Annotated in this window: 26 protein-coding genes and 1 tRNA gene; 9 read left to right on the forward strand and 18 right to left on the reverse strand. The window is 63.7% G+C overall.

The genetic code is table 11. The annotated features are described in order from the left end of the window. Position 1 precedes the first annotated feature (1 nt). The 3 genes from EN857_RS08130 (at position 2) to EN857_RS08140 (ending at position 2,389) form a co-directional block, all read left to right on the forward strand. Positions 2-976 carry an adenosine deaminase gene (locus EN857_RS08130; protein WP_127393651.1) on the forward strand — a complete coding sequence of 325 codons (975 nt, stop codon included), beginning with the start codon at positions 2-4 and terminating at the stop codon, positions 974-976. Between the two features lie 114 nt (positions 977-1,090). Further along, the gene (upp, locus tag EN857_RS08135; protein WP_126058358.1) at positions 1,091-1,720 is read left to right on the forward strand and encodes a uracil phosphoribosyltransferase; all 630 of its coding nucleotides are present in this window, start codon (positions 1,091-1,093) and stop codon (positions 1,718-1,720) included. 105 nt (positions 1,721-1,825) lie between these two features. Next, positions 1,826-2,389, forward strand: a complete 564-nt coding sequence (locus EN857_RS08140; protein WP_127393650.1) for a TIGR02281 family clan AA aspartic protease — start codon at positions 1,826-1,828, stop codon at positions 2,387-2,389. A gap of 18 nt (positions 2,390-2,407) precedes the next feature. Here EN857_RS08140 and deoA read toward each other — a convergent pair whose 3' ends face one another. From deoA to EN857_RS08170, 6 genes are read right to left on the reverse strand one after another with little or no spacing between them, the layout of a single operon-like run. After that, positions 2,408-3,724 (reverse strand): thymidine phosphorylase, encoded by a 1,317-nt coding sequence (gene deoA, locus EN857_RS08145; RefSeq protein ID WP_128346399.1) that lies wholly within the window; start codon positions 3,722-3,724, stop codon positions 2,408-2,410. Then, a complete protein-coding gene (locus EN857_RS08150; RefSeq protein WP_127391240.1) occupies positions 3,724-4,533 on the reverse strand; it encodes a purine-nucleoside phosphorylase in 810 nt (269 codons plus the stop codon). Before EN857_RS08150 ends, deoA begins: the two co-directional genes overlap by 1 nt. Then, positions 4,530-4,922, reverse strand: a complete 393-nt coding sequence (gene cdd, locus EN857_RS08155) for a cytidine deaminase (protein WP_127286137.1) — start codon at positions 4,920-4,922, stop codon at positions 4,530-4,532. Before cdd ends, EN857_RS08150 begins: the two co-directional genes overlap by 4 nt. 55 nt (positions 4,923-4,977) lie before the next feature. After that, complete coding sequence (locus EN857_RS08160; RefSeq protein ID WP_127312239.1) at positions 4,978-5,949, reverse strand: ABC transporter permease; 972 nt, start codon at positions 5,947-5,949, stop codon at positions 4,978-4,980. 1 nt (position 5,950) lies between these two features. Then, the gene (locus EN857_RS08165) at positions 5,951-7,090 is read right to left on the reverse strand and encodes an ABC transporter permease (RefSeq protein ID WP_135858277.1); all 1,140 of its coding nucleotides are present in this window, start codon (positions 7,088-7,090) and stop codon (positions 5,951-5,953) included. Beyond that, on the reverse strand, positions 7,087-8,619 hold the full coding sequence (locus tag EN857_RS08170) for an ABC transporter ATP-binding protein (protein WP_127283528.1): 1,533 nt from the start codon (positions 8,617-8,619) through the stop codon (positions 7,087-7,089). Before EN857_RS08170 ends, EN857_RS08165 begins: the two co-directional genes overlap by 4 nt. 209 nt (positions 8,620-8,828) lie before the next feature. Between EN857_RS08170 and EN857_RS08175 the strand changes: the two genes are divergently transcribed. Further along, complete coding sequence (locus tag EN857_RS08175) at positions 8,829-9,035, forward strand: SlyX family protein (RefSeq protein WP_189521638.1); 207 nt, start codon at positions 8,829-8,831, stop codon at positions 9,033-9,035. 15 nt (positions 9,036-9,050) lie between these two features. After that, on the forward strand, positions 9,051-9,488 hold the full coding sequence (locus tag EN857_RS08180; protein ID WP_127391238.1) for a hypothetical protein: 438 nt from the start codon (positions 9,051-9,053) through the stop codon (positions 9,486-9,488). Between the two features lie 136 nt (positions 9,489-9,624). On the opposite strand, the gene EN857_RS08185 is transcribed toward EN857_RS08180, so the two are convergent. From EN857_RS08185 to EN857_RS08195, 3 genes are all read right to left on the reverse strand, one after another. Further along, a complete protein-coding gene (locus EN857_RS08185; RefSeq protein WP_127283526.1) occupies positions 9,625-10,614 on the reverse strand; it encodes a BMP family ABC transporter substrate-binding protein in 990 nt (329 codons plus the stop codon). 231 nt (positions 10,615-10,845) lie between these two features. After that, complete coding sequence (locus tag EN857_RS08190; RefSeq protein WP_127391237.1) at positions 10,846-11,169, reverse strand: hypothetical protein; 324 nt, start codon at positions 11,167-11,169, stop codon at positions 10,846-10,848. Positions 11,170-11,292: 123 nt separating this feature from the next. Further along, positions 11,293-11,991 (reverse strand): hypothetical protein, encoded by a 699-nt coding sequence (locus EN857_RS08195; RefSeq protein ID WP_127391236.1) that lies wholly within the window; start codon positions 11,989-11,991, stop codon positions 11,293-11,295. 372 nt (positions 11,992-12,363) lie between these two features. Between EN857_RS08195 and EN857_RS08200 the strand changes: the two genes are divergently transcribed. Both EN857_RS08200 and EN857_RS08205 read left to right on the forward strand, forming a co-directional pair. Next, positions 12,364-12,453: transfer RNA gene (locus tag EN857_RS08200), tRNA-Ser, on the forward strand. Between the two features lie 246 nt (positions 12,454-12,699). Further along, a complete protein-coding gene (locus EN857_RS08205) occupies positions 12,700-12,945 on the forward strand; it encodes a hypothetical protein (protein WP_127391235.1) in 246 nt (81 codons plus the stop codon). A gap of 69 nt (positions 12,946-13,014) precedes the next feature. Here EN857_RS08205 and EN857_RS08210 read toward each other — a convergent pair whose 3' ends face one another. The 9 genes from EN857_RS08210 to EN857_RS08250 form a co-directional block, all read right to left on the reverse strand. Next, positions 13,015-13,431 (reverse strand): hypothetical protein, encoded by a 417-nt coding sequence (locus EN857_RS08210; protein WP_127391234.1) that lies wholly within the window; start codon positions 13,429-13,431, stop codon positions 13,015-13,017. 50 nt (positions 13,432-13,481) lie between these two features. Beyond that, positions 13,482-13,925, reverse strand: coding sequence for a hypothetical protein (locus tag EN857_RS08215; RefSeq protein ID WP_127391233.1), 444 nt, complete (start codon positions 13,923-13,925; stop codon positions 13,482-13,484). A gap of 469 nt (positions 13,926-14,394) precedes the next feature. Further along, a complete protein-coding gene (locus EN857_RS08220) occupies positions 14,395-14,817 on the reverse strand; it encodes a hypothetical protein (RefSeq protein WP_127391232.1) in 423 nt (140 codons plus the stop codon). Beyond that, positions 14,810-15,007: a hypothetical protein gene (locus EN857_RS08225; protein WP_127391231.1), complete on the reverse strand. Its 198-nt coding sequence runs from the start codon at positions 15,005-15,007 to the stop codon at positions 14,810-14,812. Before EN857_RS08225 ends, EN857_RS08220 begins: the two co-directional genes overlap by 8 nt. A gap of 107 nt (positions 15,008-15,114) precedes the next feature. Continuing rightward, entirely contained in the window at positions 15,115-15,894 is a 780-nt protein-coding gene (locus EN857_RS08230) for a ParB/RepB/Spo0J family partition protein (protein WP_145971927.1), read from the reverse strand. A gap of 247 nt (positions 15,895-16,141) precedes the next feature. Then, on the reverse strand, positions 16,142-16,666 hold the full coding sequence (locus tag EN857_RS08235; RefSeq protein WP_127391229.1) for a hypothetical protein: 525 nt from the start codon (positions 16,664-16,666) through the stop codon (positions 16,142-16,144). Continuing rightward, positions 16,663-17,235 (reverse strand): recombinase family protein, encoded by a 573-nt coding sequence (locus tag EN857_RS08240; RefSeq protein WP_127391228.1) that lies wholly within the window; start codon positions 17,233-17,235, stop codon positions 16,663-16,665. Before EN857_RS08240 ends, EN857_RS08235 begins: the two co-directional genes overlap by 4 nt. Positions 17,236-17,738: 503 nt before the next feature. Further along, positions 17,739-18,740: a hypothetical protein gene (locus EN857_RS08245; protein ID WP_135858281.1), complete on the reverse strand. Its 1,002-nt coding sequence runs from the start codon at positions 18,738-18,740 to the stop codon at positions 17,739-17,741. Positions 18,741-18,789: 49 nt separating this feature from the next. After that, complete coding sequence (locus tag EN857_RS08250; protein WP_127391226.1) at positions 18,790-20,151, reverse strand: site-specific integrase; 1,362 nt, start codon at positions 20,149-20,151, stop codon at positions 18,790-18,792. A 586-nt stretch (positions 20,152-20,737) separates the two neighbouring features. On the opposite strand from EN857_RS08250, the gene EN857_RS08255 reads away from it, so the two are divergent. Next, positions 20,738-22,123, forward strand: coding sequence for a glycosyl hydrolase (locus EN857_RS08255; RefSeq protein ID WP_127391225.1), 1,386 nt, complete (start codon positions 20,738-20,740; stop codon positions 22,121-22,123). Between the two features lie 123 nt (positions 22,124-22,246). After that, a complete protein-coding gene (locus tag EN857_RS08260; protein WP_127283522.1) occupies positions 22,247-23,266 on the forward strand; it encodes an LLM class flavin-dependent oxidoreductase in 1,020 nt (339 codons plus the stop codon). Positions 23,267-23,293 lie beyond the last annotated feature (27 nt).

A 23,293-nucleotide genomic window follows, 5' to 3' on the forward strand; every position in this document is an offset into this window, starting at 1 on the left:
TATGCCTCTGAAAGCGGAACTGCACTGCCACATCGAAGGGGCAGCAGCGCCCGAGCTCGTCATCAGCCAGGCGCGCAAATACGGCAAGGACACGTCGCCCTACATCAAGGACGGCGCCTTCGTCTGGCATGATTTCACCTCCTTCCTCGCGGCTTACGATTTCGCCTCCGACCTGTTCCGCACCGAGGAGGACTATGCGCGGCTGGCAGACCACTATCTCACCAGCCTCGCCCGCGACGGCGCCATCTATTCCGAGGTCTTCACCTCGCCGGATCACGCAAAAAAGGCCGGCCTGTCGCCCAAGGCCTATACCGACGCGCTCGGCGAAGGCATGGCGCGCGCCAAGGCCAAGACCGGGATCGAGGGCCGCATGATCGTCACCGGCGCGCGCCATGTCGGCGTCGAGTCGATCGAGCAGGCGGCGCGCTTCGCCGCCCGCTGCGGCCACCCGCTGGTGACCGGCTTCGGCGTCGCCGGCGACGAGCGCATCGGCGATTTCGAGGACTATGTCCGCGCCTTCGAGATCGCCCGCGAGGCCGGCCTCGGCATCACCATCCATGCAGGCGAACTGATGGGCTGGGAGAGTGTCAAGGCCGCGCTCGACCACATCCGGCCGTCCCGCATCGGCCATGGCGTGCGCGCCATCGAGAATCCCGACCTCGTCCGGCGCATCGCCGACGAAGGCGTGGTGCTCGAATGCTGCCCGGGCTCCAACATCGCGCTCAAGGTGTTCGACAGTTTCGCCGACCATCCGTTCCCGGCGCTGCTGGCGGCGGGTTGCAAGGTGACGCTCAACTCCGACGATCCGCCCTATTTCTGGACCTCGCTGCAGCGCGAATACGACATCGCCACCGAGCATTTCGGGATCAAGGACAAGGCGCTTGTCGCCATCACCAGGACGGCGATCGAGGCCGCCTTCGTCGACCGCAAGACGAAAGCAGCGCTTCTCGCCCGGCTGAACGGCGCCGGGCGCTGACTGCTTTACAGGCAAATTTCCGGCAAAAACTGTGATCGGTGACGGCCAAGCGGTTCCTTGGCCGCCGCATTGTCGCTAGGGTCTTTCGGATTGCCGGAATTCCAGGAGAGCACCATGCAGGGCGTCACCGTCGTCGACCACCCGCTTGTCCAGCACAAGCTGACCATCATGCGCAAGAAGGAGACGTCGACCGCCGGCTTCCGCAGGCTGCTGCGCGAGATCTCGCTGCTTCTGGGCTACGAGGTCACACGCAATCTCGAGCTGACGACGACCGAGATCGAGACGCCCATCGAGACGATGGAGGCGCCGACACTGGAGGGCAAGAAGCTGGTCTTCGCCTCGGTGCTGCGCGCCGGCAACGGCCTGCTCGAAGGCCTGCTAGATCTGGTGCCGGCGGCGCGTGTCGCCCATATCGGGCTCTACCGCGACCATGACACGCTGGAGGCGGTCGAATATTTCTTCAAGGCGCCGAGCGACCTCGCCGACCGGCTGGTGATCGTCGTCGATCCGATGCTCGCCACCGCCAATTCGGCGATCGCGGCGATCGACAAGCTGAAGGGGCGCGGCGCCACCAACATCCGCTTCCTGTGCCTGCTGGCGGCGCCCGAGGGCATCGAGCGCTTCACCAAGGCGCATCCCGACGTGCCCGTCTTCACCGCCTCGATCGACCGCCAGTTGAACGACAAGGGCTATATCATGCCCGGCCTTGGCGACGCCGGCGACCGCATGTACGGCACCAAATAGGCCCGCTGTTTACCACCCGTTTACGCAAAGCCGCGGTTTCGGCCGACGTTAAAGTCGAAAACACCATGTCGGGGTTAAGGATCGGCCTTCACACAGGCCGGTCCCATGCTGCGCAAGCTCCTCTTCCTTGGCGTCTTTGCCGGAACATCGGCATCGATCCCGATCATCTATCAGTCGAACCCGCAGATGCTCGATGGGCTGTTCAAACCGACGGCAGCCTCCAGGCCGGCGACCGAGCCGCAGCCGGCCCTGAACCTCGCCGCGGTTCCGGACAAGCCTGCCGCGCCGCTGCCGCTCGGCCGCAAGGTGGTGGTCAACGCCGACGCGCGCGGACACTTCAGCTCTGCGTTCAAGGTCAACGGCCGCCAGGTCGACGGCATGATCGACACCGGCGCGACGCTGGTCGCCATCAACACGTCCACGGCGCGCCGCGTCGGCATCTCGCTCAGCCCGTCGGATTTCATCCACGAGGTCAACACTGCCAATGGCTCGATCAAGGCCGCCGTGGTGACGGTCGACCGCTTGCAGATCGGCAAGATCTCGGTCGACAATATCCAGGCGGTGGTGCTCGACGACCGGGCGCTGCAGACCAACCTGATCGGCATGAGCTTCCTGCAGCGGCTGCAGAAATATCAGGTCGAGAACGGGGCGCTGTTGCTGGTCCAGTAGGGGTGCCGGACCGGATGGTCAGCGCGGCAGCACGCGCCGGATGACGGTCTTTTCCGCCGCCGGCTTCGACGTCCCGATCGTGTAGGCCGCAAGCACGGCCGCAGCCGCTGTCTCGGCATCCGCGTCGGTGCGCGCATGGACCAGCGCCAGCGGCTCACCCGCCCGCACTTCCGCGCCGACCGGCGACAGCCTGGTAATGCCGACCGCGTGATCGATCCTGTCTTCAGGCCGCGTCCGCCCGCCGCCGAGGCCGACCACCGCAAGTCCGATCTCGCGCGTCGCGATGCCGCTGACGAAGCCGTTTCCAGACGCCTTCACGGCGAGTTCTACCGGCGCTTTCGGCAGATATTTTTCCGGCCTGTCGATGAAATCGGCGGGGCCGCCGAGCGCTGCCACCATGCGCTGGAAGACGGCAGCCGCGCGGCCGCCGGCAAGCGTCTCGGTGGCGCGCCTTATACCGTCCTGGTTGGACGCGGCCAGCCCGGCCGACTGCAGCATCTCGGCGGCGAGCGCCAGCGTCACATCCTCCAGCCGCTTGTCGCGGAAACGACCGGTGAGGAAATCGACCGCGTTGCGCACCTCGACGGCGTTGCCGGCGGCCGATGCCAGCGGCTCGTTCATGCCGGTGACCAGCGCCGAGGTCTTCAGCCCGGCGCCGTTGGCGACCTCGACCAGGCTGCTGGCAAGCGCCGTCGCATCGCGCGACTTCTCCATGAAGGCGCCGTTGCCGACCTTGACGTCGAGCACCAGCGAGCCAAGTCCGGCGGCGAGCTTCTTCGACAGGATCGAGGCGGTGATCAGCGGCACCGATTCCACCGTGCCGGTGACGTCGCGGATGGCGTAGAAGCGGCGGTCGGCGGGCGCCAGGTCGGCGGTCTGGCCGATAATGGCGCAGCCGGTCTCGAGCACCGTCTTGCGCAGGCGCGCCACGTCCGGCTGGCTGATGTAGCCGGGGATGGCGTCCATCTTGTCCAGCGTGCCGCCGGTATGGCCGAGGCCGCGGCCGGAGATCATCGGCACATAGGCGCCGCAGGCGGAGACGATCGGCGCCAGCATCAGCGAGACATTGTCGCCGACGCCGCCCGTCGAATGCTTGTCGGTGACCGGGCCGGGCAGGTCGGACCAGTCGAGCACGTCGCCGGAATCGCGCATGGCGACGGTCAGCGCCACCGCTTCCTCGCGGCTCATGCCGTTGAAGAACACCGCCATGGCGAAGGCGCCGACCTGGCCTTCCGTGACGGTACCAGCGGTCAGCCCTTCGATGAAGGCCGCGATCTCAGGTGCCGAAAGCCGGTGGCCGTCACGCTTGCGGCGGATGATTTCCTGCGGAAGCATCAGCTCTCCGGCAGCCCGTCGCGGAACACGCGTTCGAGGATCGCCGCCAGCCGCGCCCCGCCGATGGGCGCCATGTCCTTGGTCTCCTGATGCGAGAGCTCCGCACCTGTCATGCCGGCGGCGAGGTTGGTGACGACCGAGCAGGCGGCGACGCGCAAGCCCAGGAAGCGGGCGAGGATGACCTCCGGCACCGTCGACATGCCGACCGCATTGGCGCCCATGATGCGCGCCATGCGGATCTCCGCCGGCGTCTCGAAGCAAGGGCCGGAGAACCACATATAGACGCCCTGATGCAGCTTGGTGCCGGTCGCCTTGGCCGCCTTCTCGATCGCCTTGCGCAGGCCCGCATTATAAGCCTCGGTGAGGCCGACGAAGCGGCGATCGCTGGGCTCTCCGATCAGCGGATTGGAGCCCGAGAAATTGATGTGGTCGGTGATCAGCATCACCGAACCCGGCCCCATCTCCGGATCGACCGAGCCGGCGGCATTGGTCAGGATGAGCTGCGAGATGCCGATGCCGGCCAGCACCTCCAGCGCCGGGCGCATCGCCGCGGCAACGCCGTGCTCGTAATAATGCGCGCGGCCGGACAGCATCAGCACCGGCGTGCCGGCGAAATGCCCCGCCACCACCTCACCCGCATGGCCGCTGACGCCGCTTCTCGGGAAGCCCGGCAGTTCGGCATAGGAAATGCGCCTGGCGTCCTCGACCTTGTCGACGAGGCCGCCAAGGCCCGAACCCAGCACCAGCGCGACCGTGGGCGCCAGCCCGTCCAGCCGTTCGACGAGATGATCGAGCGCCTTTTCCATCATTTCAGTATGTCGCCCCTGAAGCCGTAAGGCAGCATATCGCCCATGGTCACCGTCTCGACCACGCCGCCATTGTCGCAAAGATAGAGTTTCGTCTCCGGCCGGCAGAACTCCGCCAGCCGCTGCCGGCAACCGCCGCAGGGCGAGCATTTGGCCATGCGCTCGGCAAGGACCGCGATCTCGGTGATCCTGCCGCCGCCGCCCATGATGTAGTGGCCGAGCGCCGTTGTTTCGGCGCACCAGCCCTCGGGATAGGAGGCCACCTCGATGTTGGCGCCGGCAAAGATACGCCCGTCCTCGGTGCGCAATGCGGCGCCCACCGGAAATTTCGAATAGGGCGCATAGGCCTTGGCCATCGCAGCCTTGGCCGCCTCGAACAGATCATGCGACATTCAGTTCTTCTCTCCCACGATCTTGTCCAAAAGCCGGTTCGCTTCCGCGTTTGCCTCAGCGTTCCTTGACATAGGGCACGCCGCCGGCGCGCGGCGGGATCGCCTTGCCGATGAAGCCGGCAAGCAGGATCACGGTGAGCACATAGGGCAGCGCCTGCATGAATTGCACCGGCACCTTGCCGATGACCGGCAGCGGCGTCCCTTGCAGGCGGATCGACAGCGCATCGAGGAAGCCGAACAAAAGGCAGGCGAACATGGCGTTGACCGGCTTCCATTTGGCGAAGATCAATGCCGCCAGCGCGATGTAGCCCTTGCCGGCGGTCATGTCCTTCACGAAGCCGCCATTCTGCACCATCGACAGATAGGCGCCGGCAACCCCGGTGAGGATGCCGGTGCAGATCAGCGCCCGGTAGCGCAGCCAGGCGACCGAGATGCCGGCCGTGTCGACGGCGGCCGGGTTCTCGCCGACGGCGCGCAGCCTGAGGCCGAAGCGGGTGCGGTAGAGCACCCACCAGGCGAACGGCACCATCAGGAACGCGAAATAGACCAGTATCGAGTGGCCGGAGATCAGTTCCGAATAGATCGGCCCGATGATCGGCACGTCACGCAGCGCGTCGGCGCCGGGCCAGGTGATCGCCTCGAACCGCTCGCCCGGCGCCAGCGCCGGCGTCCGCCCGCCCTGCTGGAACCAGTGCTGGCCGAGCATGATGGTGGAGCCGGCGGCGATGAAATTGATCGCCACGCCGGACACGATCTGGTTGCCGCGATGGGTGATCGAGGCAAAGCCGTGCACCATGGCGAAGGCGACCGAGATCAGGATGGCCGTGCCGAGACCGAGCAGGGCCGAATGCAGCACCGAGGCGGCGGCAGCACCAGCGAAGGCGCCGACCAGCATCTTGCCCTCGAGCCCGATATCGAAGACGCCGGCGCGCTCCGAATAGAGGCCGGCGAGGCAGGCCAGCAACAGCGGCACCGACAGGCGGATGGTCGAGTCGAGTATCTGCACAATGGCGATGAAGAAATCCATCTCAGGCGCCCTTCCCCTTGACCGCTTCGATGCCGACCGTCTTCGGACTGATCGACGCGAACAGCGCCTGGATGTAGGGCCGGAACATGTGTTCGAGCGCGCCGGCGAACAGGATGACCAGGCCCTGGATGATGACGATCATGTCGCGGGAAATCGCCGGCATCTCGAAGGCAAGTTCGGCGCCGCCCTGGTAGAGCATGCCGAACAGGATCGCCGCCAGCACGATGCCGACCGGATGCAGGCGCCCCATCAGCGCCACCGCGATGCCGACGAAACCGGCGCCGGAGACGAAATCGAGCGCGACATTGTGCTGGTCGCCCATCGTCGGGTTGAGCGCCATCATGCCGGCCAGCGCGCCCGAGATCATCATCGCGATGATGACGATGCGCGTTTCCGAGATGCCGGCATAGCGTGCCGCCTTGGCGCTGTGGCCATAGGTGCGCATCTCGTAGCCGAGCCTGGTGCGCCAGATCAGCAGCCAGACCAGGAATGCCATCAGCAGCGCCAGGAGGAAGCAGACGTTGAGCGGCGCCGAGCGGATCTTGGCGCCGAACAGCTCGATCACCCAGTTGAGCTTCGGCAATTGCGCGCCGTCGAGGAAGGTGCGCGTCTGCGGCGCCATCGAGCCGAGCGGCTTAAGGAAGCCGACCAGGGCATAGACCATGACGCTGGCGGCGATGAAGTTGAACATGATGGTGGTGATGACGATGTGCGAGCCGCGCCTGGCCTGCAGATAGGCCGGGATCAGCGCCCACAGCGCCCCCATCGCCCCGGCGGCAACGATCGCCAGCGGAAAGGTCAGCCACCATGGCAGCACGCTGTCGAAGGCGAGGCACACGACGCCGATGCCGAGCCCGGCAATGTAGCCCTGGCCCTCGCCGCCGATGTTGAACAGGCCGCAATGCGCCGCGACCGCCACCGACAGCCCGCTGAAGATGAAGGTGGTGGCGTAGAACAGCGTGAACGCGATACCCGTCCCCTTGCCGAAGGCGCCTTGCACCAGGATGACCGCGGCGCGGAACGGATTCTCCCCAACCAGGACCACCACGAAGCCGGCGACGACGAAGGCAACGAACAGGTTGATCACCGGGATCAGGCCGTAGTCGGCCCAGGCCGGAAGTTTTGCGTAAGGCGTGCTCATTGCGCGGCCTCCCGCTGCTCGACGCCGGCCATCAGCAGGCCGAGTTCCCCTTCTGTCGCTTCCGGACCGCGCTCGCCGACGATGCGGCCGGCGAACATCACCAGGATGCGGTCGGACAGCGAACGGATCTCGTCGAGCTCGACCGACACCACCAGCACCGCCTTGCCCTGGTCGCGCATGGCGATCAGCCGCTTGTGGATGAATTCGATGGCGCCGACATCGACGCCGCGCGTCGGCTGGCCGACGATCAGCACGCCCGGATCCTGCTCCATCTCCCTGGCCAGCACGATCTTCTGCTGGTTGCCGCCGGAGAAATTGGCCGTCTTCAGCCGGCAGTCGGCGGGACGGATGTCGTATTTGGCGATCTTGTCCTTGGCGTCGTTGCGGATGGCGTCGATGTCGAGCAGCGGCCCCTTCAGATAGCGTTCGTCGTCGTGGTAGCCGAGGATCGAGTTCTCGTTCTCCTCGAAGGCGAGCACCAGCCCGACATGGTGGCGGTCCTCCGGCACGTGGGCGAGGCCGCGGTCGCGCAGTTCGCCGGGATCCGCCTTGCCGGTCAGGTCGATCGGCTTGCCGTCGAGCATGACCGAGCCGGAGACGGCGTGGCGGATGCCGGAAATCGCCTCGAGCAGTTCGGATTGTCCGTTGCCGGCCACGCCGGCGATGCCGACGATCTCGCCGGCGCGCAGGTCGAAGGAAATGTCGTCGACCATGGTGACGCCGCGCTGGTCCTTCACCGTCAGGTTCTTGACCGCGAGCTTCACGGCGCCGGCTTCCGCCTCGCCCTTCTCGACCCTGAGCAGCACGCGGCGTCCGACCATCAGTTCGGCGAGTTCGCCGACCGTAGTCTCCTTCGTCACCCTGGTCGCCACCATCGTGCCCTGGCGCATCACCGAGACGGTGTCGGTGATGGCCATGATCTCGCGCAGCTTGTGGGTGATCAGCACCACCGTCTTGCCCTGCTCCTTCAGCTGCTTGAGGATGCGGAACAGGTGGTCGGCCTCCGCCGGCGTCAAGACGCCGGTCGGCTCGTCGAGGATCAGGATCTCGGCGCCGCGATAGAGCGCCTTGAGGATTTCGACGCGCTGCTGCAGGCCGACGGGCAGTTCTTCGATGATCGCATCGGGATCGACCTCCAGCCCGTATTCGCGCTCCAGCCGTTCCAGCTCGGAACGCGCCTTGGCGATGCTGCGCTTCAAGAGCGCATCGCTCTCGGCGCCGAGGATGACGTTCTCCAGCACCGAGAAATTGTCGACCAGCATGAAATGCTGGTGCACCATGCCGATGCCGAGCGCGATGGCGTCGTTCGGCGTCTTGATCGACGCCGGCTGGCCGCCGACGCGGATCTCGCCGCTGTCGGCCTGGTAGAAACCGTAGAGGATCGACATCAGCGTCGACTTGCCGGCGCCGTTCTCGCCGACGATGCCGTGGATGGTGCCGCGCGCGACCTCCAGATTGATGTCGCGGTTGGCGCGCACGGCGCCAAAACTCTTGTTGATGCCGATCAGTTCGATTGCGGCTTGCGCCATGCAGCCTGTCCCACTCTTATTTTTTATCGCTTGGTCAAAACGCCTAGCATGCTGCCCCGCCCGTGCCAATCGGCCGGGGGGTTGTCCACTCTCGACAAATCCCCGCGTGCTTGTCAATTTCGAAGGTGGCCGGGACCTTCACATTCGCTAATGTGGGGAACGCGACGGACGCATCGCCTGTGAGCGCAACAGACCGGGGTTTTGAAATGATCATGCCTGCCGACCGGCTGACGACGCTGGAAATCCGCGCCGCCGAGCGGGAAAAGACCATCGAGGAACTGTCAGGCCAGATCGCCGAGCAGTGGAAGGTGATCGAGCGGATGGAACGCAAGCTCAGCGCGCTTACCGACCGCTTCCTGGCCCTGGAGGAGCAGGCCGCGTCCGACGTGCCGGTCACCAAGCCGCCGCATTGGTGAGGGAGGGACAGCCGCATGGCCAGTGAAAGCGACCGCATCGCCCGCGCCGGCGACTATGTCTTCGGCCTGATGAACGACGTCGAGCGCCGGCGCGCCGAACGCGATTTGGAAATCGACCCCGCCTTCCGCGACGCGGTGCTGCGCCTGGCCGAGCGCATGCGCGCCTTCGACCCCGCCGCGCCGGCAGACGGCGCGACCGACAAGCGCTGGGACCTGGTCACCCGGCGCATCGCCGAATTGCCGCAGATGCGGCTTGCCGGCGTTGGTGGCGGCGACAGCGGCGAGGAAGCGGGGCCAACGATGATCCGCAGGCTGGAGCGCCCGCCCTACGGCGTCGGCCTGCACGCCCTTGGCGGCCGGCGCGGATTTGCCATCGCCTTGGCGCTGGTGGCCGCCTTCGCGCTCGGCTATCTCACCGGTGCATGGTCGGCCGACGGCATGCTTGTGCCCTAGAGCAACTCCAGGAAAAGTGTGAAACGGTTTTCCGTCCGGAATTTAGTCAAAACAATCACTTAGGACGCCGACGGCGGCAAAAAAGAAACCGCCGGGTTTTCACCCGGCGGTTCACTCTACTGAATACCGCTGCCGATCAATACGGGCAGGCGTTGTCCGACATGTAGTCGTGCACCTTGACGGTGCCGGCGATGATGTCGGCCTTGGCCTTTTCGACCGCCGTCTTCATGGCATCGTCGACGAGCGCCTTGTTGTTATCGTCCATGGCGTAGTCGACGCCGCCTTCCTTGAGGCCGAGGTCGTTGATGCCGGCGGTGAACTTGTCGTTCTTGGCATCCATGAAGGTGTTATAGACGGCGACGTCGACGCGCTTGACCATCGAGGTCAGCACCTTGCCGGGCTGCAGCCCGTTCTGGTTGGAATCGACGCCGATGCCGAGCTTTCCGGAATCGGCCGCCGCCTGCAGCACGCCGACGCCGGTGCCGCCGGCCGCGGCGTAGATCACATCGGCGCCCTGGTCGATCTGCGTCTTGGCGATCTCGCCGCCCTTGGCCGGATCGTTCCAGGCGGCGGGCGTGTCGCCGGTCATGTTCTGGATGACATCGGTCGCGCCGGCCGACTTGGCGCCGCCCACATAGCCGCAGCCGAACTTGCGGATCAGCGGGATGTCCATGCCGCCGATGAAGCCGACCTTCTTGGACTTCGAGGCCATCGCCGCCATCACGCCGACGAGGTAGGAGCCTTCCTGCTCCTTGTAGACGACGGAGCGGACGTTGGGCTTGTCGACGACCATGTCGATGATGGCAAACTTGGTGTCGGGGAATTCGGTGGCGATCTTGTCCAGCGCGTCCGCCCAGGAGAAGCCGGCCATGACGATCGGATTGCGGCCGTCCTCGGCGAAGCGGCGCAGTGCCTGCTCGCGCTGGGTGGCGTTCGAGACCTCGAATTCCACATAGGCGATGCCGGTCTCGGTCTTGAACTTCTCGGCGCCGTTAAAGGATGCCTCGTTGAACGACTTGTCGAACTTGCCGCCGAGATCGTAGAGGATCGCCGGCTGGATATCCGCGGCGAAAGCCGGAAGAACCATTGCGGTTGCGGCCAGAAGGCCAAGAACGATACGTTTCATGTGATCCACACCCTGTCGGTTATTTTTCCGTTACGCACCGCCTGACAGCCCGGTTCTCCGGCGGGCAGACGGCGTCTGGCAGGAAGTATGCCCCTCCCGCTCGCGGCCAATCTGGCACGGCCCGAAACAAAATTCACGCGGAATTTTGACCTTTTGGAAAAGCATGCCGCCGGCATGCGGCGCGGCGCATCATCCGTTCTTCGGCTGCCCTTGGGGCCGGCGCGGACGACGTCAGGTGGCGGCGAACTCGCCGCCCCGCCGCTGCCGCCGGTAGCCGATGGCGTAGAACAGGAAGGCCACGACAGCGAACACCGCGAAACCGGGCTGGGCGAGCACCCAGGCGATGACGCCATCCCACAGCAGCGGGCTGGCCTTGTCGCGCACGTAGGTCTCGAAGGCCGCGCGGGTGTCTGGCGATACCGCCAGCCAGCTCGTGTTGAGCGGCGTCATGACCAGCGCCGAGGCCGCCACCGAGCGCGTCGCGTCGACCACTGCCATGATCACCGAAACCGAAAGCGCGACCATCGCCGCGAGACGAAAGATGAAGCGTAGCATCGAGACCATCCTCCCTCGGGACGAGGTGCCAAGCCCATCGCGAGAGCCTCGGGCATCGTCCCTTCCCCGTCGCAGAGATAGAGCGTGCGCGCCTTGCCGGCAATCGCGACACGCGAATTTGAGCTATGCCGCCGGCTTGCGTTTGCGGTTGACGCGCCAGACCGCGAACAGCCCGCCGGCGATGGCGCCGGCGATCAGGCCGGCCAGCCCGATGAACACGGCGAAATAGCCGCAGGCGCCCTCGAAGCAGCTCATATCGGTGGCATCCGCGATCAGCGAGCCGGCGGCAAAGCCGGCGCAGGCGCCGATCGCCGCGCCAAGGACGATGCCGAGCAAGGCCGCGACCACGGAAACCAGCACCGACGGCCTTTCGGTTTCCGCATTGGCATAGACCGCATCGGCGCCGGCCCCGCGCCGCAGCAGATAGAGGCAAAGCGCGCCGATGGCGATCTCGCCCGCGGTGAAGACGAGGCTCCTCGCCGAGAAGACGAAGTCGGGCGTGAGCAGCACATAGGCCTGCCGCGCCAAGAGCCATAGGATGGTCGCGACCTGCCAGATGGCGAAATGGCGCGGGAAGCGCGCCGAGCGGTTGAAGGCGAGGCCGAGCAGGTAAAGGCCCCACAATATGGTGACGATGCCCGCGATCAGGCCGCCATAGATGAGGAAGAAGACGCTTTCCGGCAGGCTGGGTTCGCCGATCAGCCGCCATGTCGACATCAGGCCGTAGACCGACATGGCCATGACGATGACGAGCCACGCCACGGGCACGTAGGACAGCCCGCTATCCGGCCGCGCCGCCGGCTCCTGGTTGGTCGAAGTCATCTCCGGACTGAGCCCCCGCAAAGCCTTGTATCGACAAGGACAGCGGACGGATGGCGAAGTCAAGCAACGACAGGCTGTGACACCCGGCCTGTGCACATCATTCGGCCCGCCGGGAGCCTAGCGAAGCCGCGGCCGGGGCCTCGCGAGCGATCCCTTATGCGGCAAAGCCGACAAAGCGCCATTATGGCTTGGCATTCGCTCCGGGATCGACTAGATGAGCCCCGCGCCTGCTGCTTCGACGCTGCAGGTGCGGGGAAAGAGTGCCCGCCGGTTGACGGCGCTCGAGGTGCGGAAATACCGCCCGAAAAATTCCCAAGGGACCGCATATCCCCAACCCGCGCGGCAAAACCGGCCGGCGCGCCATGCAAGGACGGAGAGGTGGCCGAGTGGTTGAAGGCGCACGCCTGGAAAGTGTGTTTACGGGAAACCGTAACGCGGGTTCGAATCCCGCTCTCTCCGCCATTCCTCACAATGAGGCGATTTAGTAAGCAAAATCAGCATCTTAGGTGAATGATCGCCTGAGACTTAGACCAATCACTTAGACCAATCTGGCATCATTCCTCATACGCCCCGATTAGCGCGCTTCGCTGCGCGCCATGCTCCCACATCTTCAATACACCGTTGGCGCCTGCCATGGGTATCGCAACGGATCGACCCATTGCCCTCATTTTCAACTTCCAGCATGCTGCGCCAAACCGGGAGGGATGAATGCGGTCCATGTTCATAGCCGCGCTCGGCTTGGCGCTCGTCGGGTGCAACAACACGACGTCGTCGGGGCAGTGGCGTGAGGTTAAGGCCACAACAAAAGACAGCCGCTTCGAAAGGGCCAAGGCGATTTGCAATGGTCGCGCAAGCGAAACGCAGGTGATGGCTGGACGGCTCTGGATTGCCGGAGCGATGGCGTCGAGCAGCACCTTCAAGGGCTGCATGGCGGAACAGGGGTTCGTGCAATAGGGACGGATGCCACAAAGACCCCACCCCCGACACACCTCTTGGGGCGATGCATCGGGGGCAGGAAGGTCGTCAATCGGCGAAAGCTGTGCCGTCCTTACGGGCCGCTGCTATGGCTTGAGCATGCCTGTGGAAGACGTGCCATTCACCCTTGACCGCAGCCTTGCGCAGCGCTGGGTAGTCGGCCTCGTCGACATGCTCGAAGTAGGTCGCCAGCGTCAGCCCATGCTGCCGCAGAACGTTGCGGTCGAGGTGCTGAGTGAATGCAGTCTCGACCACAGCCGCTTCCACCTCCTCGATCCCGAAGGCTTCCCCGGTTGGTATCTCTCCCGTCTCCACGAAGGCGTCCACAATGAATTGCTGCTGGGGTTCGCTATGAGTGTCCCTGAAGCGGTCAAGGCTCTGGTCCGCCATGCGCACAAACTCGGCATGCTGCTTGTCTTCCTTCTCGTCGTCGGTCTGTTCCTCCTCTTCGGTCTTGTCGTCCACGGCAGGCAACTCAGGGGCCGAAGCCCCCTCGTCACTCTCGGCCTCCGTGGTCAGGCGAAAGACTTCGGTGCTGCGTAGCCCCGAACAGCCAGACCATCGACCACGGCCTTGTTGAACTCGGCCTGCGTAATCTGCCCCGTCTCGGCCATGTCCTTCGCTTGACTAAAGCTGACCTCGATACCGCCAAGAACCTTGACCGTGGTCTTCTCGACCTCTGCCATGGGTGGCACAACCCCGACATCCTGAGACCGGATCGCTCCTTGGGTCTTCACACCCATGCGCTGGGCCTGAAGCTGCTGGTTCATGCGGGACATCGAGAGTTCGACCGCACGGTCAATTTCGTCCTGCTTCGCCCGCTCTGCGGCCTCGGCAGCCAGCGCACCTTGCTTTGCCCTGTCGGCTTCGGCTTGTGCTTCCCGCGCCCTCATCATGGCCTGCGCCACGGGCGTGTTGTCGGTCTGGTACTTGTTCGGGTTGTCGATGTAGTCGGTCATTTCGTTTGATCCTTCAACGTTGATGTGATCCCCGGAGCGGAATTGCCCCGAGGCTTGGTCTGCTTGTGATGGCGGTGGTGGTTGACGCAGTCAGCGCCGAGGCTGGAACCCGTAGGTCAACGCCTCAGGGCTCTCAGAACGCGCGCAAGGGGCGGCTGGGGTGGCTGGACGGGAAAGGCTGGTGCTGCCTCCGGTGACCCCTTCCTGTGGCGCTGAGCGGGTGGGCCGCATCCACACCTCGGCAACTCTCCGGGCAACCGCTACAGCACCCAATTCAGGGAAGCCATAGACCTCAAAGCACCGCTCGGCTGCCACGGAAAAACTGCTCGTCCAGTCGATGCCGATGCCCGGCAGCCTCCGGTCAAGCTCCGATGAGATTTCCCAGTCATCGGCGTTCAACCACTCGATCAGGGCAAGGGCTGCGGCCCTCGCCGGATAAGTCGCGACCCAGTCACGCCGCCTGATTTCGTCAAGGGTCAAAGCGGGCATTCCGGTCGTTGCGCCACCTCAGCGGCCCATGCCTCACGATGAGCGGCAGATGGTCATGGAAAGTCTCACCATGCTCGCTGCCCGCTGTCGACGCCTCCAGCATGTCCAACACCGTGGGGACCTCGCGCGACGGGTGCCGATCCGGCAGGCTGTCGAGCCAGTCCAGAACCGCTTGGCTGACGTGCCCAACAAGGCCCGCCTTCATCGCACCGTTGCCAACAAGGCGTTTAAGTTCGCCGTTCAGCATCGTCCGACTGGTGAGGTATGCGCGGTCGGTCCATTCGCCGGTCGACTGAGCGCCGCGCCTACGGGTTCGTTTCGTCTCGACCGCCTGGACAATCCATTCGCGGTCGGTCTCGATCACACGGATTGTGGGGATGATCTCGATGTAACGGTCAGTCATTGACCGGCATCACCTTCAACGACTGCCGCCACTCCGCGAACAGCTTCCGCACCTCCTTGCGCTTCCGGTTGATGGTCTCGCGGTTTCGGTGATAGGCCCGGCTGTCGAGTTCCCTGTTGCGCTCCGGGTTCTCCGCGCGCCACTTGCTCTTGTACTCACGCCATTTCCGGCGCGTCGCTTCGTCCTGCATCTCAAATTCCTCTGCTTCTCTGCTGTTGCGTTGATGTTGTCGCCGGGCCTCTTTGGGTCCCAGCCTGTACAATTCGTACACCGTAGTGGTTGTACACCTGAGGGTCCTCAGAACTCCTCGTCGGCCACCTCGGGCAGGAAGCCTTGAAGTTCCCCGACCACCTCGGGAAGCCGCCTGCCGAAGTACGCCGCAAGGGCCATAGCGGCAATCTCAGGGTCGTCGGACAGCCGCCCCGAGAAGGTTCTCGCAAGCGTATCCGCAAACCGATCTGCTACCTGTTGCTTCCACTCTTCAGGGTCAAATTCGTCCGCCCCGTCCATGTCCTTTCCTTCAGCTGCTTTCCTTGCCTTGAACCACGTCTCGAAGTTCCCGGCGTCCACCCCCAGTACCCTCTTGGCCTTCCTCATGGTGGCCACCTGTGACGTCGACGTTCCCGACGCGTCTGCCACCTTCGCCTTGCTGTACCGATCCAGCACGACAAGCCGCCACGCGAAGTCTTGCCGCTCACGGGAGGACATCGGTAGCTTGGCTTTGGCGTTCGCCTTCCCGGCCTCCAGCACGGCCTCCTCAGGGGTCCCCTCGAAATAGACCGTGGGGATGCTGTCGTTGCCCGTCCGCTGGTACGCTTCGTGCCGGTGGTGCCCGTCGATCAAGACGTAGCTGTCCCCGACAACCATCACGGTCACGGGGTCGAGGTCCTTCCGGCTCCTGAGGAGCTTCACAAGGTCGGATAGGTGCCGCTCATCCATCCCGCCGCGTGGCTGGAATAGGTCTGGCAGCACCCTCACGCTCACAAGCGGCAATCTGTCGGGCCTGCTGAGGTTGTCCTGGCGGGACGCTGATAGTTCTATAAGGCCGGCCAATGCCTCAGCCGCTCCTGTGATCATGTTCACCTTTCAGATTGTTGTTGTATGAGGGAACCCGCGACCCTGAACCGTCCAGTCCAAAAGGGGAGGACAGATAGGGGCACACACGGCCTCACATCTACCGACCGGCCACAGCCACCGCGCGCCACGGCCCCCGGAATGGAACAGGGCAGGCAGCGGGAGAACGCCGGACAGATCGGTAGGTGAGAAGCCGTGAGGAGAGGGTGTTGTCGTCCGAACAGGTGGGCCTTATCCGACCAAGTAACCTCTACCGGCCCCTCGGAGCATCCCTCAAGATGGCCTGAAGTTCATCGAAGAGTTCCTTCTCGCTCTTCCGAACGCGCTCTCCATCATCTGGCCTTTCCACTGGTTTGAAATGGTCCTCTATTTGTTCAATGCTATCGGCCATCCCCGGCTGTCTTCCGTCCCACTTCTGGTATTCGGAGGTCCCAACCACGAAGCTCCGTGCCGTCACTCGCTCCATCACCATGGCCTGGACGGCTCCCACCGACCGTCTGGCCTTCACCATCGCGTCAATCTCGGCCACCATCGGTTTGTAGACTTCCCAGTCAGCGGTCCAAGCCCGAAGCTGCCCGCGCGCCCAGTATCGGAGCGCCTTCCGTATCCGCTCGCGTCTCACCGCGCGACTTTCCTCTCCCGTCTTCGGGAACTTGACCTTGACCACTTCCGCGAAGCTCAGGCCGTCATGCTCCCAGCCCCCTTGATACCGCTTCGGTCCAGCGCCCTCATAGCGCCCGGTCTTGCCACCAAGGAACTTCCTACCCTTCTTCATCCTGTTGTCTCATCTCCTTTGAGAACGCTTTGCACGGTAGCGGTGGAGTACCCAACAGCAGCCGCAATGGCCCTCAGGGACGCCCCAACGGCCCGCATGTCGCGCACCTTCTGTTCAACCTCGGAAGTCACCGTCTTTGGCCTCCCGAGGTGGTCACCCCGAGCCTTCGCCTTGGCGATGCCTTCCATCTGCCGCTCCTTCCTGAGGGCGGTCTCAAACTCTGCAATGCTGGCGAGGATGCCAAACATCAGCTTGCCGTGCGGCTTGGTCGTGTCCAGCGACGGGTCGTTCAGAACCCGGAACCCAACACCTCGCTTGTCGAGGTCGTCCACGATCTGGTGCAGATGTGCCGCCGACCGTGCCAGCCGGTCAACCTTCGTCACCACCACCGTGTCACCCTTGCGGGCGTGCCGCAGCATCTCAGCGAGCTTAGGTCTCTTGTCGTCAAGTCCCGACAGCCGGTCTTCAAAGAGGTGGTCGTCGGTCACCCCTGCCGCCTTCAACTGGTCGATCTGGACTGCCGTGTTCTGGTCGGTCGTGCTGACGCGGGCGTATCCGATGATTGCCATGGTGTGAACTATCTCCTTAGAGCCAATGTTCACACGACTTACCTCACACGAAGTTCACATGTCAACCGCGATGTGAGGTAAGGATTACCTTTGTTCACGCGAAATGATGGGCTGCGCCGCCGCGTCTGTTTTCAACGCCTAGAATAAATATGCAAAGCCATAAAACACATCGCAACTAACGATGCAAAAACGCTCCACGCGAGCCGTCTTTGTTCTTTTGGATCAGATGGATAGTTCCACAATCCTCCTTTCCACGGCTTGAACATGCTGACGACAGGTACAGCAAAGCCAATAGCGAATGCGATTATAAGGAAAATGTTGTCACGAATTTCCATGAGTATGCTGCTCTGCATCTTACGATCCCTTCGGTGATGGCAGACAGAAACGTAGCCCATTGGCAATGTCGGCAAAAGCACGATTGGGAGACAAGCGAGTGCTTGAAGCGCTATGCGTGGCGACGGAGAGGGGGGGCACGGGGGTCCTCGCGCGAGCCAGTTATCTGATCACCCACGCGGATTTTTCCGCCCAACATTTCGGCCCCGTCTGGCGGGCTTCACGCCCTCGCCCGGCTTCTTCAGCGCAACCAAGGGGACTGTCATGATCACGCAATCGTCCCCTTCATCTGCACCTTCACGAATGAACAATTCATCCGTCTCACCGTCACGAGGCCCTATCGGAACGCCCTTTCCCATCCAGCCACAGTCACCGCATACGGGGCGTTCCCACGCGATCTCCGGCAAATCCTCCCGCCACCCTTCCTGCGGAGATAGATGAGGCGAGCCGCATTCGGGACACTGTTCAGGCACCTCCCTTGCGTGGCGGAGTACCAACGAGGACGCCAGACCCAGAGCATGCTCGACCGCCGCAATCGCCGCTTCTGCGTCGTGCCATGTGGCCGAGTGGGCGTGGGTCAGCCAGTTCGAGAACACCCATGCCTCTGTCAGCATCGCCTTAAATAGGTGTCGGCGTTCCTGCTGCGCACTTCCGCCTAATGCTGTATTGCAGATTAAGTCAGTCCAAGCGCGAAAGTCGGCGCGTTTCGGGGCCGGCTCCATGGTCCACTCTGTAATGTCTTGAGCGGCGCGGATGAACGCGAGAAGAGCCTCGCGCGCTCGCATCCCTATGGCTTGATAGTCAGGCACATTCTGGGCCTGCCCCAGTGCATCTGTGGCCTCAACCAGATGTGTGAAGACACTCCCAAACGGGATGATGCGTCTATCGGACTTGCGCTGTTGTTGGGTGCGCGGGATACGCAAGCAGAGGCCCATGTGAAATGTCACCGCAAGGTCCATGTTTGGGAACTGTTCTTGCGAATAAAGATTTGTCGGATTGGTAATCACCCACCAACGGCCCTTGCCCGTATGAACATCCCACACATCGTGCCGGTGGCCGATCAGCGCCTCGGAATAAACCTTCTGAAGGAATGTCACCTTCGTGCGGGCTGGCGATTGTGACAGTAAGTACCTGACGACGTCGGCTTTCTCCTCCTCGGTTGCGGGCAACATCAGCGCGTTTGTTCCTCGTTTGCTGCCACAAGTCTGCTCAGGTTTGGCGTCAACCCGCAAGTGGCGGCTGCGGCAACTTCACGGCCTTCACACATGCCACCTTCTGCGCATCACTCGGTCCTCCAGAGTAAACCCCGAAGGTGATCGACTTGCGCCCCTCGACGTGCCCGACAACAGCCGCCACGGTCGTCTCAGGTATGCCCGCCTGTTCCGCCTGAGAGACGAACCAGCGCCGGAACGAATGGAAGTTGACCAAGCTCCTGCGCCTACCGTCCCGCTTGTCGTCAACACCACAAGCCACCCGGTAGCGCGTGAACCGTTTGGTCGTCACCGCCGCCGCGTCCCGTTCGTTGGCCAATTCATGGAACAGCCAGTCACCGGGCTTCTTGCCCTTAGTCCGTCGCCCTACCAGCTTGACCAGCCCCGAGTGTATCGGCACCCGCCGTATGCCAGCCTGTGTCTTCGCGTCCCGTATGTCGAACCAACCGCCTGCGCATTGCCCTACCCGAAGCGTCACGATCTCCTCCAGGCGCATTCCAGACAGCGCCCCGACCAATGCCGCGTCCTGTAGCTGGTGGTCGAACTGCCCCGCCTCTATCCTGTCGCCGCTGTCGAGCTGCTGCCCATACAGCACCGCGTTCAATTCCCTCGGGATGAATGGTCGTTCCCCCTGCGTGGCCTCGGCAGAGCCCTTCTTGCGCCGCTGGGGCTGTAGCTGGCGGTCCCATGGGTTGCCGCTCTGCTCGGTGTCAACGAGGCCCCGCCGCGCCAGATAGTCCCAATAACCCCGCACCGCCGAAAGGTGCTTCTTGGCGGTCTTCGGGTGCATCTCTGCGATTTCCTCCGAGACGTACTTGCCTGCGTTCCTACGGTCGATGTCGGCCAGCCTGAGGGTCTTCTCGGCGCACCATCGGGCAAACCGCTTGACCAGTCCCCGCCACTCAGCGGTCGTCTTGTCGGCGAGCTTTGCCTCTTTCAGATACGCCTCAAGGTGCTGATCGACGGGCACCTTCCCAGACACCGCAGTGTCAAACAGCTTCCGTTCCTTGCCTCGGTAATGGTCACGCTCGTCCTCGGCGGCGCTTACAGCGTCGTGCAGCGCGTCGGTATCGCCTGCATCTTGAAGGGCTTTGATCGCTTCCCGAACGATGGCACCCCGCGAGGTCGCGTCGATCTGCTCCGGTGTCACCGCTTCCCCGGCCTTGATGGCCTTGAATAGGTCGAGGGCTGTCCGCTCTCTCGCGTCTCGCCTTTCCATTGCAACCCGGATGTCCCCGGTTTCGAGGCTTTCCACGATGGCCGTGCGGCGCTTGAACTCATGGCGAGCCGCCTCCGGTATCGCCATCTTGAACCACCACGTTCGCCCCCTCAGCGAGAGGTGCCGCCGCGCTCTGCCCTTGAAACCTGCCATGCTTAGACCATCCACTTAGACCAACTCCAAGGGGCGATTACCAAGCACAATCAACGATTTCAAGGGCATAGGGCCCTTTGGCGTCTAATCCCGCTCTCTCCGCCATCACTGCCGTAGGCCACTAAAGACCTGAAAAACAAACATTTTGGGGAAAGCCGCCAAAAGCCGGCGCCCCCACAAACCCGGCCCGTGGCGAGCAATGGTTCTGTTCGCGACCGGAAGCGGGATCGGCCGGCTGGCGCACGGCGAAAGTGTGAAACCACCGCCTTGGACCGGCGGCGTCATTTCTCCACCACCGAAATTGCCACTTCCCTCGTGGGCCGCTGCCACCTCGATCATCACCTCTTTGGCCGCCTCGCAAAGCCTGGCTGTCAGATGGCACCGCGGGCCGGTCACGCCCCCAAAAAGGATGACGGCCACCCGCACTTAGCCTTAATTGAGGAACTCCTGATGCGGCTGTAACTTCGCTGGCGCGGGACCTCCAGCACTGGCTGGTTCAAGCTTTAGGTCCGGCACCCGACTGCGGGTGTACCAGCGACGGCGGGAGCAGCGCACGCGCGCAGACCCCTGCTCTTCCCGGAGAGGCTTGAAGTCCCAGGCGATGATCATCCCTTCAAAAATGCTTCGCTCCCTCGTCGGCGTGTGGTTGGCGCTGGCTGTGGTGCCGGTATCGCCCCACCATTCGCTTGCAGCGCCCAAGACCGCCGTTGCGACGAACGACTTTCTCAATAGCATCGGCGTCGTCAGCACATTCCCCGATCGAGGCCAGCCGTTGGCCAGGACTATCGAAATGGTCCGCTATTGCGGCTTTCGGTGGGTCAGGGCGGGAATAGAAGGTTTGAGCGACGAGGGTCCCACAACCATCCAGACCTTTCTTGATCTGCATCGCGAAACCGGCGCGCGTCTGAATTGGGGATTGGTCAGTGGTGGGACCGATGTGAAGAAGCTGGTCGAAACAGGCAGAGTGCTTGCCGAAGCCGGCGCGCTGCTCGCGTTCGAGGGCAACAACGAGCCGAACAACTGGGGCGTCACCTATCAGGGAGAGAACGGCGGCGGTACTGAGGCTTCGTGGATGGCCGTAGCAAAGCTTCAGCGCGATCTTTACCAGGCCGTCAAAAGTGATCCGATGCTCGCGAAATATCCCGTCTGGTCGATATCGGAACCCGGCGCGCAGCGAGACAATGTCGGCCTTCAGTTCCTTACGATCCCGCCCGACGCCCAAACCCGGATGCCAGACGGCACGAAGTATGCCGACTACGCCAATTTGCACAACTACATCTATCACTCGCATTCGCCATATCCGGCGGACAACAAGACGTGGCACGCTGCGGATCCAACCGCCGCATCCAGAGTGGACGGGCTATTCGGCAATTTCGGCGTCACCTGGGGCAGAGGATTTCAGGGCTACACCCAGGAGCAACTCAATACGCTGCCGCGTGTCACGACCGAGACCGGGGTTGCGATCGGAGGTAGCGTCACCGAACAAATGCATGGCTTGAATTTGATGAGCATGTACCTCGCGCAGTTCAAGCGCGGCTACGCCTATACATCGGTCTATCTGTTGCGGGACCGTACCGACGAAGAGGGCAACCAATCCTTCGGCTTCTTCAAACCCGATTATTCACCCCGCAAGGCCGCGATCTACCTTCACAACCTTACGACGATTTTGGCGGACAAAGGTACCCTCGCCAAACCCGGCCAGCTCGACTTCACGATCGCGGACCAACCCGAGACCGTGCACGAGCTGCTCCTGCAACACAGCGACGGCACATTCCAACTTATCGTGTGGGACGAACGATTGAGCGGTCAGGACTATGTGACGCTCCAGTTTGGCGACACACGCGCGTCGGTGACGACCTACGATCCAACAATTGGCGTTGAGCCTGTCCAAACACTGAGCAACGTGCGTTCGCTCGAAATTACGCTCAGCGACCATCCGATTGTCATCGCGCTTTCACCCAGCATGCAATGATGGGGCCGTCTGTGCGAGCGTCACGCGCTTGCGAATGAACCAGCGGCCACCTTGCGGCGATACCGCGTGAAACCCTATATGCGATTGCTCCCGCCCAATCCTCCACCCGCATCCGGTAATCCCATGAAGAAAATTGGCTTTCTGTCGTTCGGGCATTGGTCGCCGTCGCCGCAGTCGGGGACGCGCTCGGCGGCCGATGCGCTGCTGCAGTCGATCGACCTTGCGGTCGCCGCCGAGGAGCTGGGCGCCGATGGCGCCTATTTCCGCGTCCACCATTTTGCCCGCCAGCTCGCCTCGCCCTTCCCGCTGCTGGCCGCTGCCGGCGCCAAAACCAGCCGTATCGAGCTCGGCACTGCGGTCATCGACATGCGCTACGAGAACCCGCTCTACATGGTCGAGGACGCGGGTGCCGCCGATCTGATCGCCGGCGGCCGGCTGCAGCTCGGCATCAGCCGCGGCTCGCCGGAGCAGGTGATCGATGGCTGGCGCTATTTCGGCTACGTGCCCGAGGAGGGCAAGAGCGACGCCGACATGGCCCGCCGCCACGCCGAGGTCTTCCTCGAGGTGCTGCGCGGCCACGGCTTCGCCCAGCCCAATCCGCGGCCGATGTTCCCCAACCCGCCCGGCCTGCTGCGCCTGGAACCTTTGTCCGAGGGCCTGCGCGACAGGATCTGGTGGGGTGCGGCCACCAACGCCACGGCGGAATGGGCGGCCAAGCTTGGCATGAACCTGCAGAGCTCGACGCTGAAGTTCGACGAGGGCGGCCAGCCGCTGCATATCCAGCAGGCCGAGCAGATCCGTGCCTTCCGCAAGGCATGGGCCGAGGCCGGCCATAGCCGCGAGCCGCGCGTCTCGGTCAGCCGCAGCATCTTCGCGCTGGTCAACGACATGGACCGCGCCTATTTCGGCAACAGCGAGGGCGAGGATCATTTCGGCTATATCGAGCCCGAAAAGCGCGCCGTCTTCGGCCGCACCTATGCCGCCGAGCCGGACGTGCTCATCGAACAACTAAAGGCGGACGAGGCGATCGCCGAGGCCGACACGCTGCTTCTCACCGTGCCCAACCAGCTCGGCGTCGCCTACAATGCGCATGTGATCGAGGCGATCCTCAAATTCGTCGCGCCAGCCCTCGGCTGGCGCTGAGGGCTCGCTGGACGCGCTGGCGTGATC

The sequence above is a fragment of the Mesorhizobium sp. M4B.F.Ca.ET.214.01.1.1 genome, from assembly GCF_004791545.1.
Classification (GTDB): Bacteria; Pseudomonadota; Alphaproteobacteria; order Rhizobiales; family Rhizobiaceae; genus Mesorhizobium; species Mesorhizobium abyssinicae.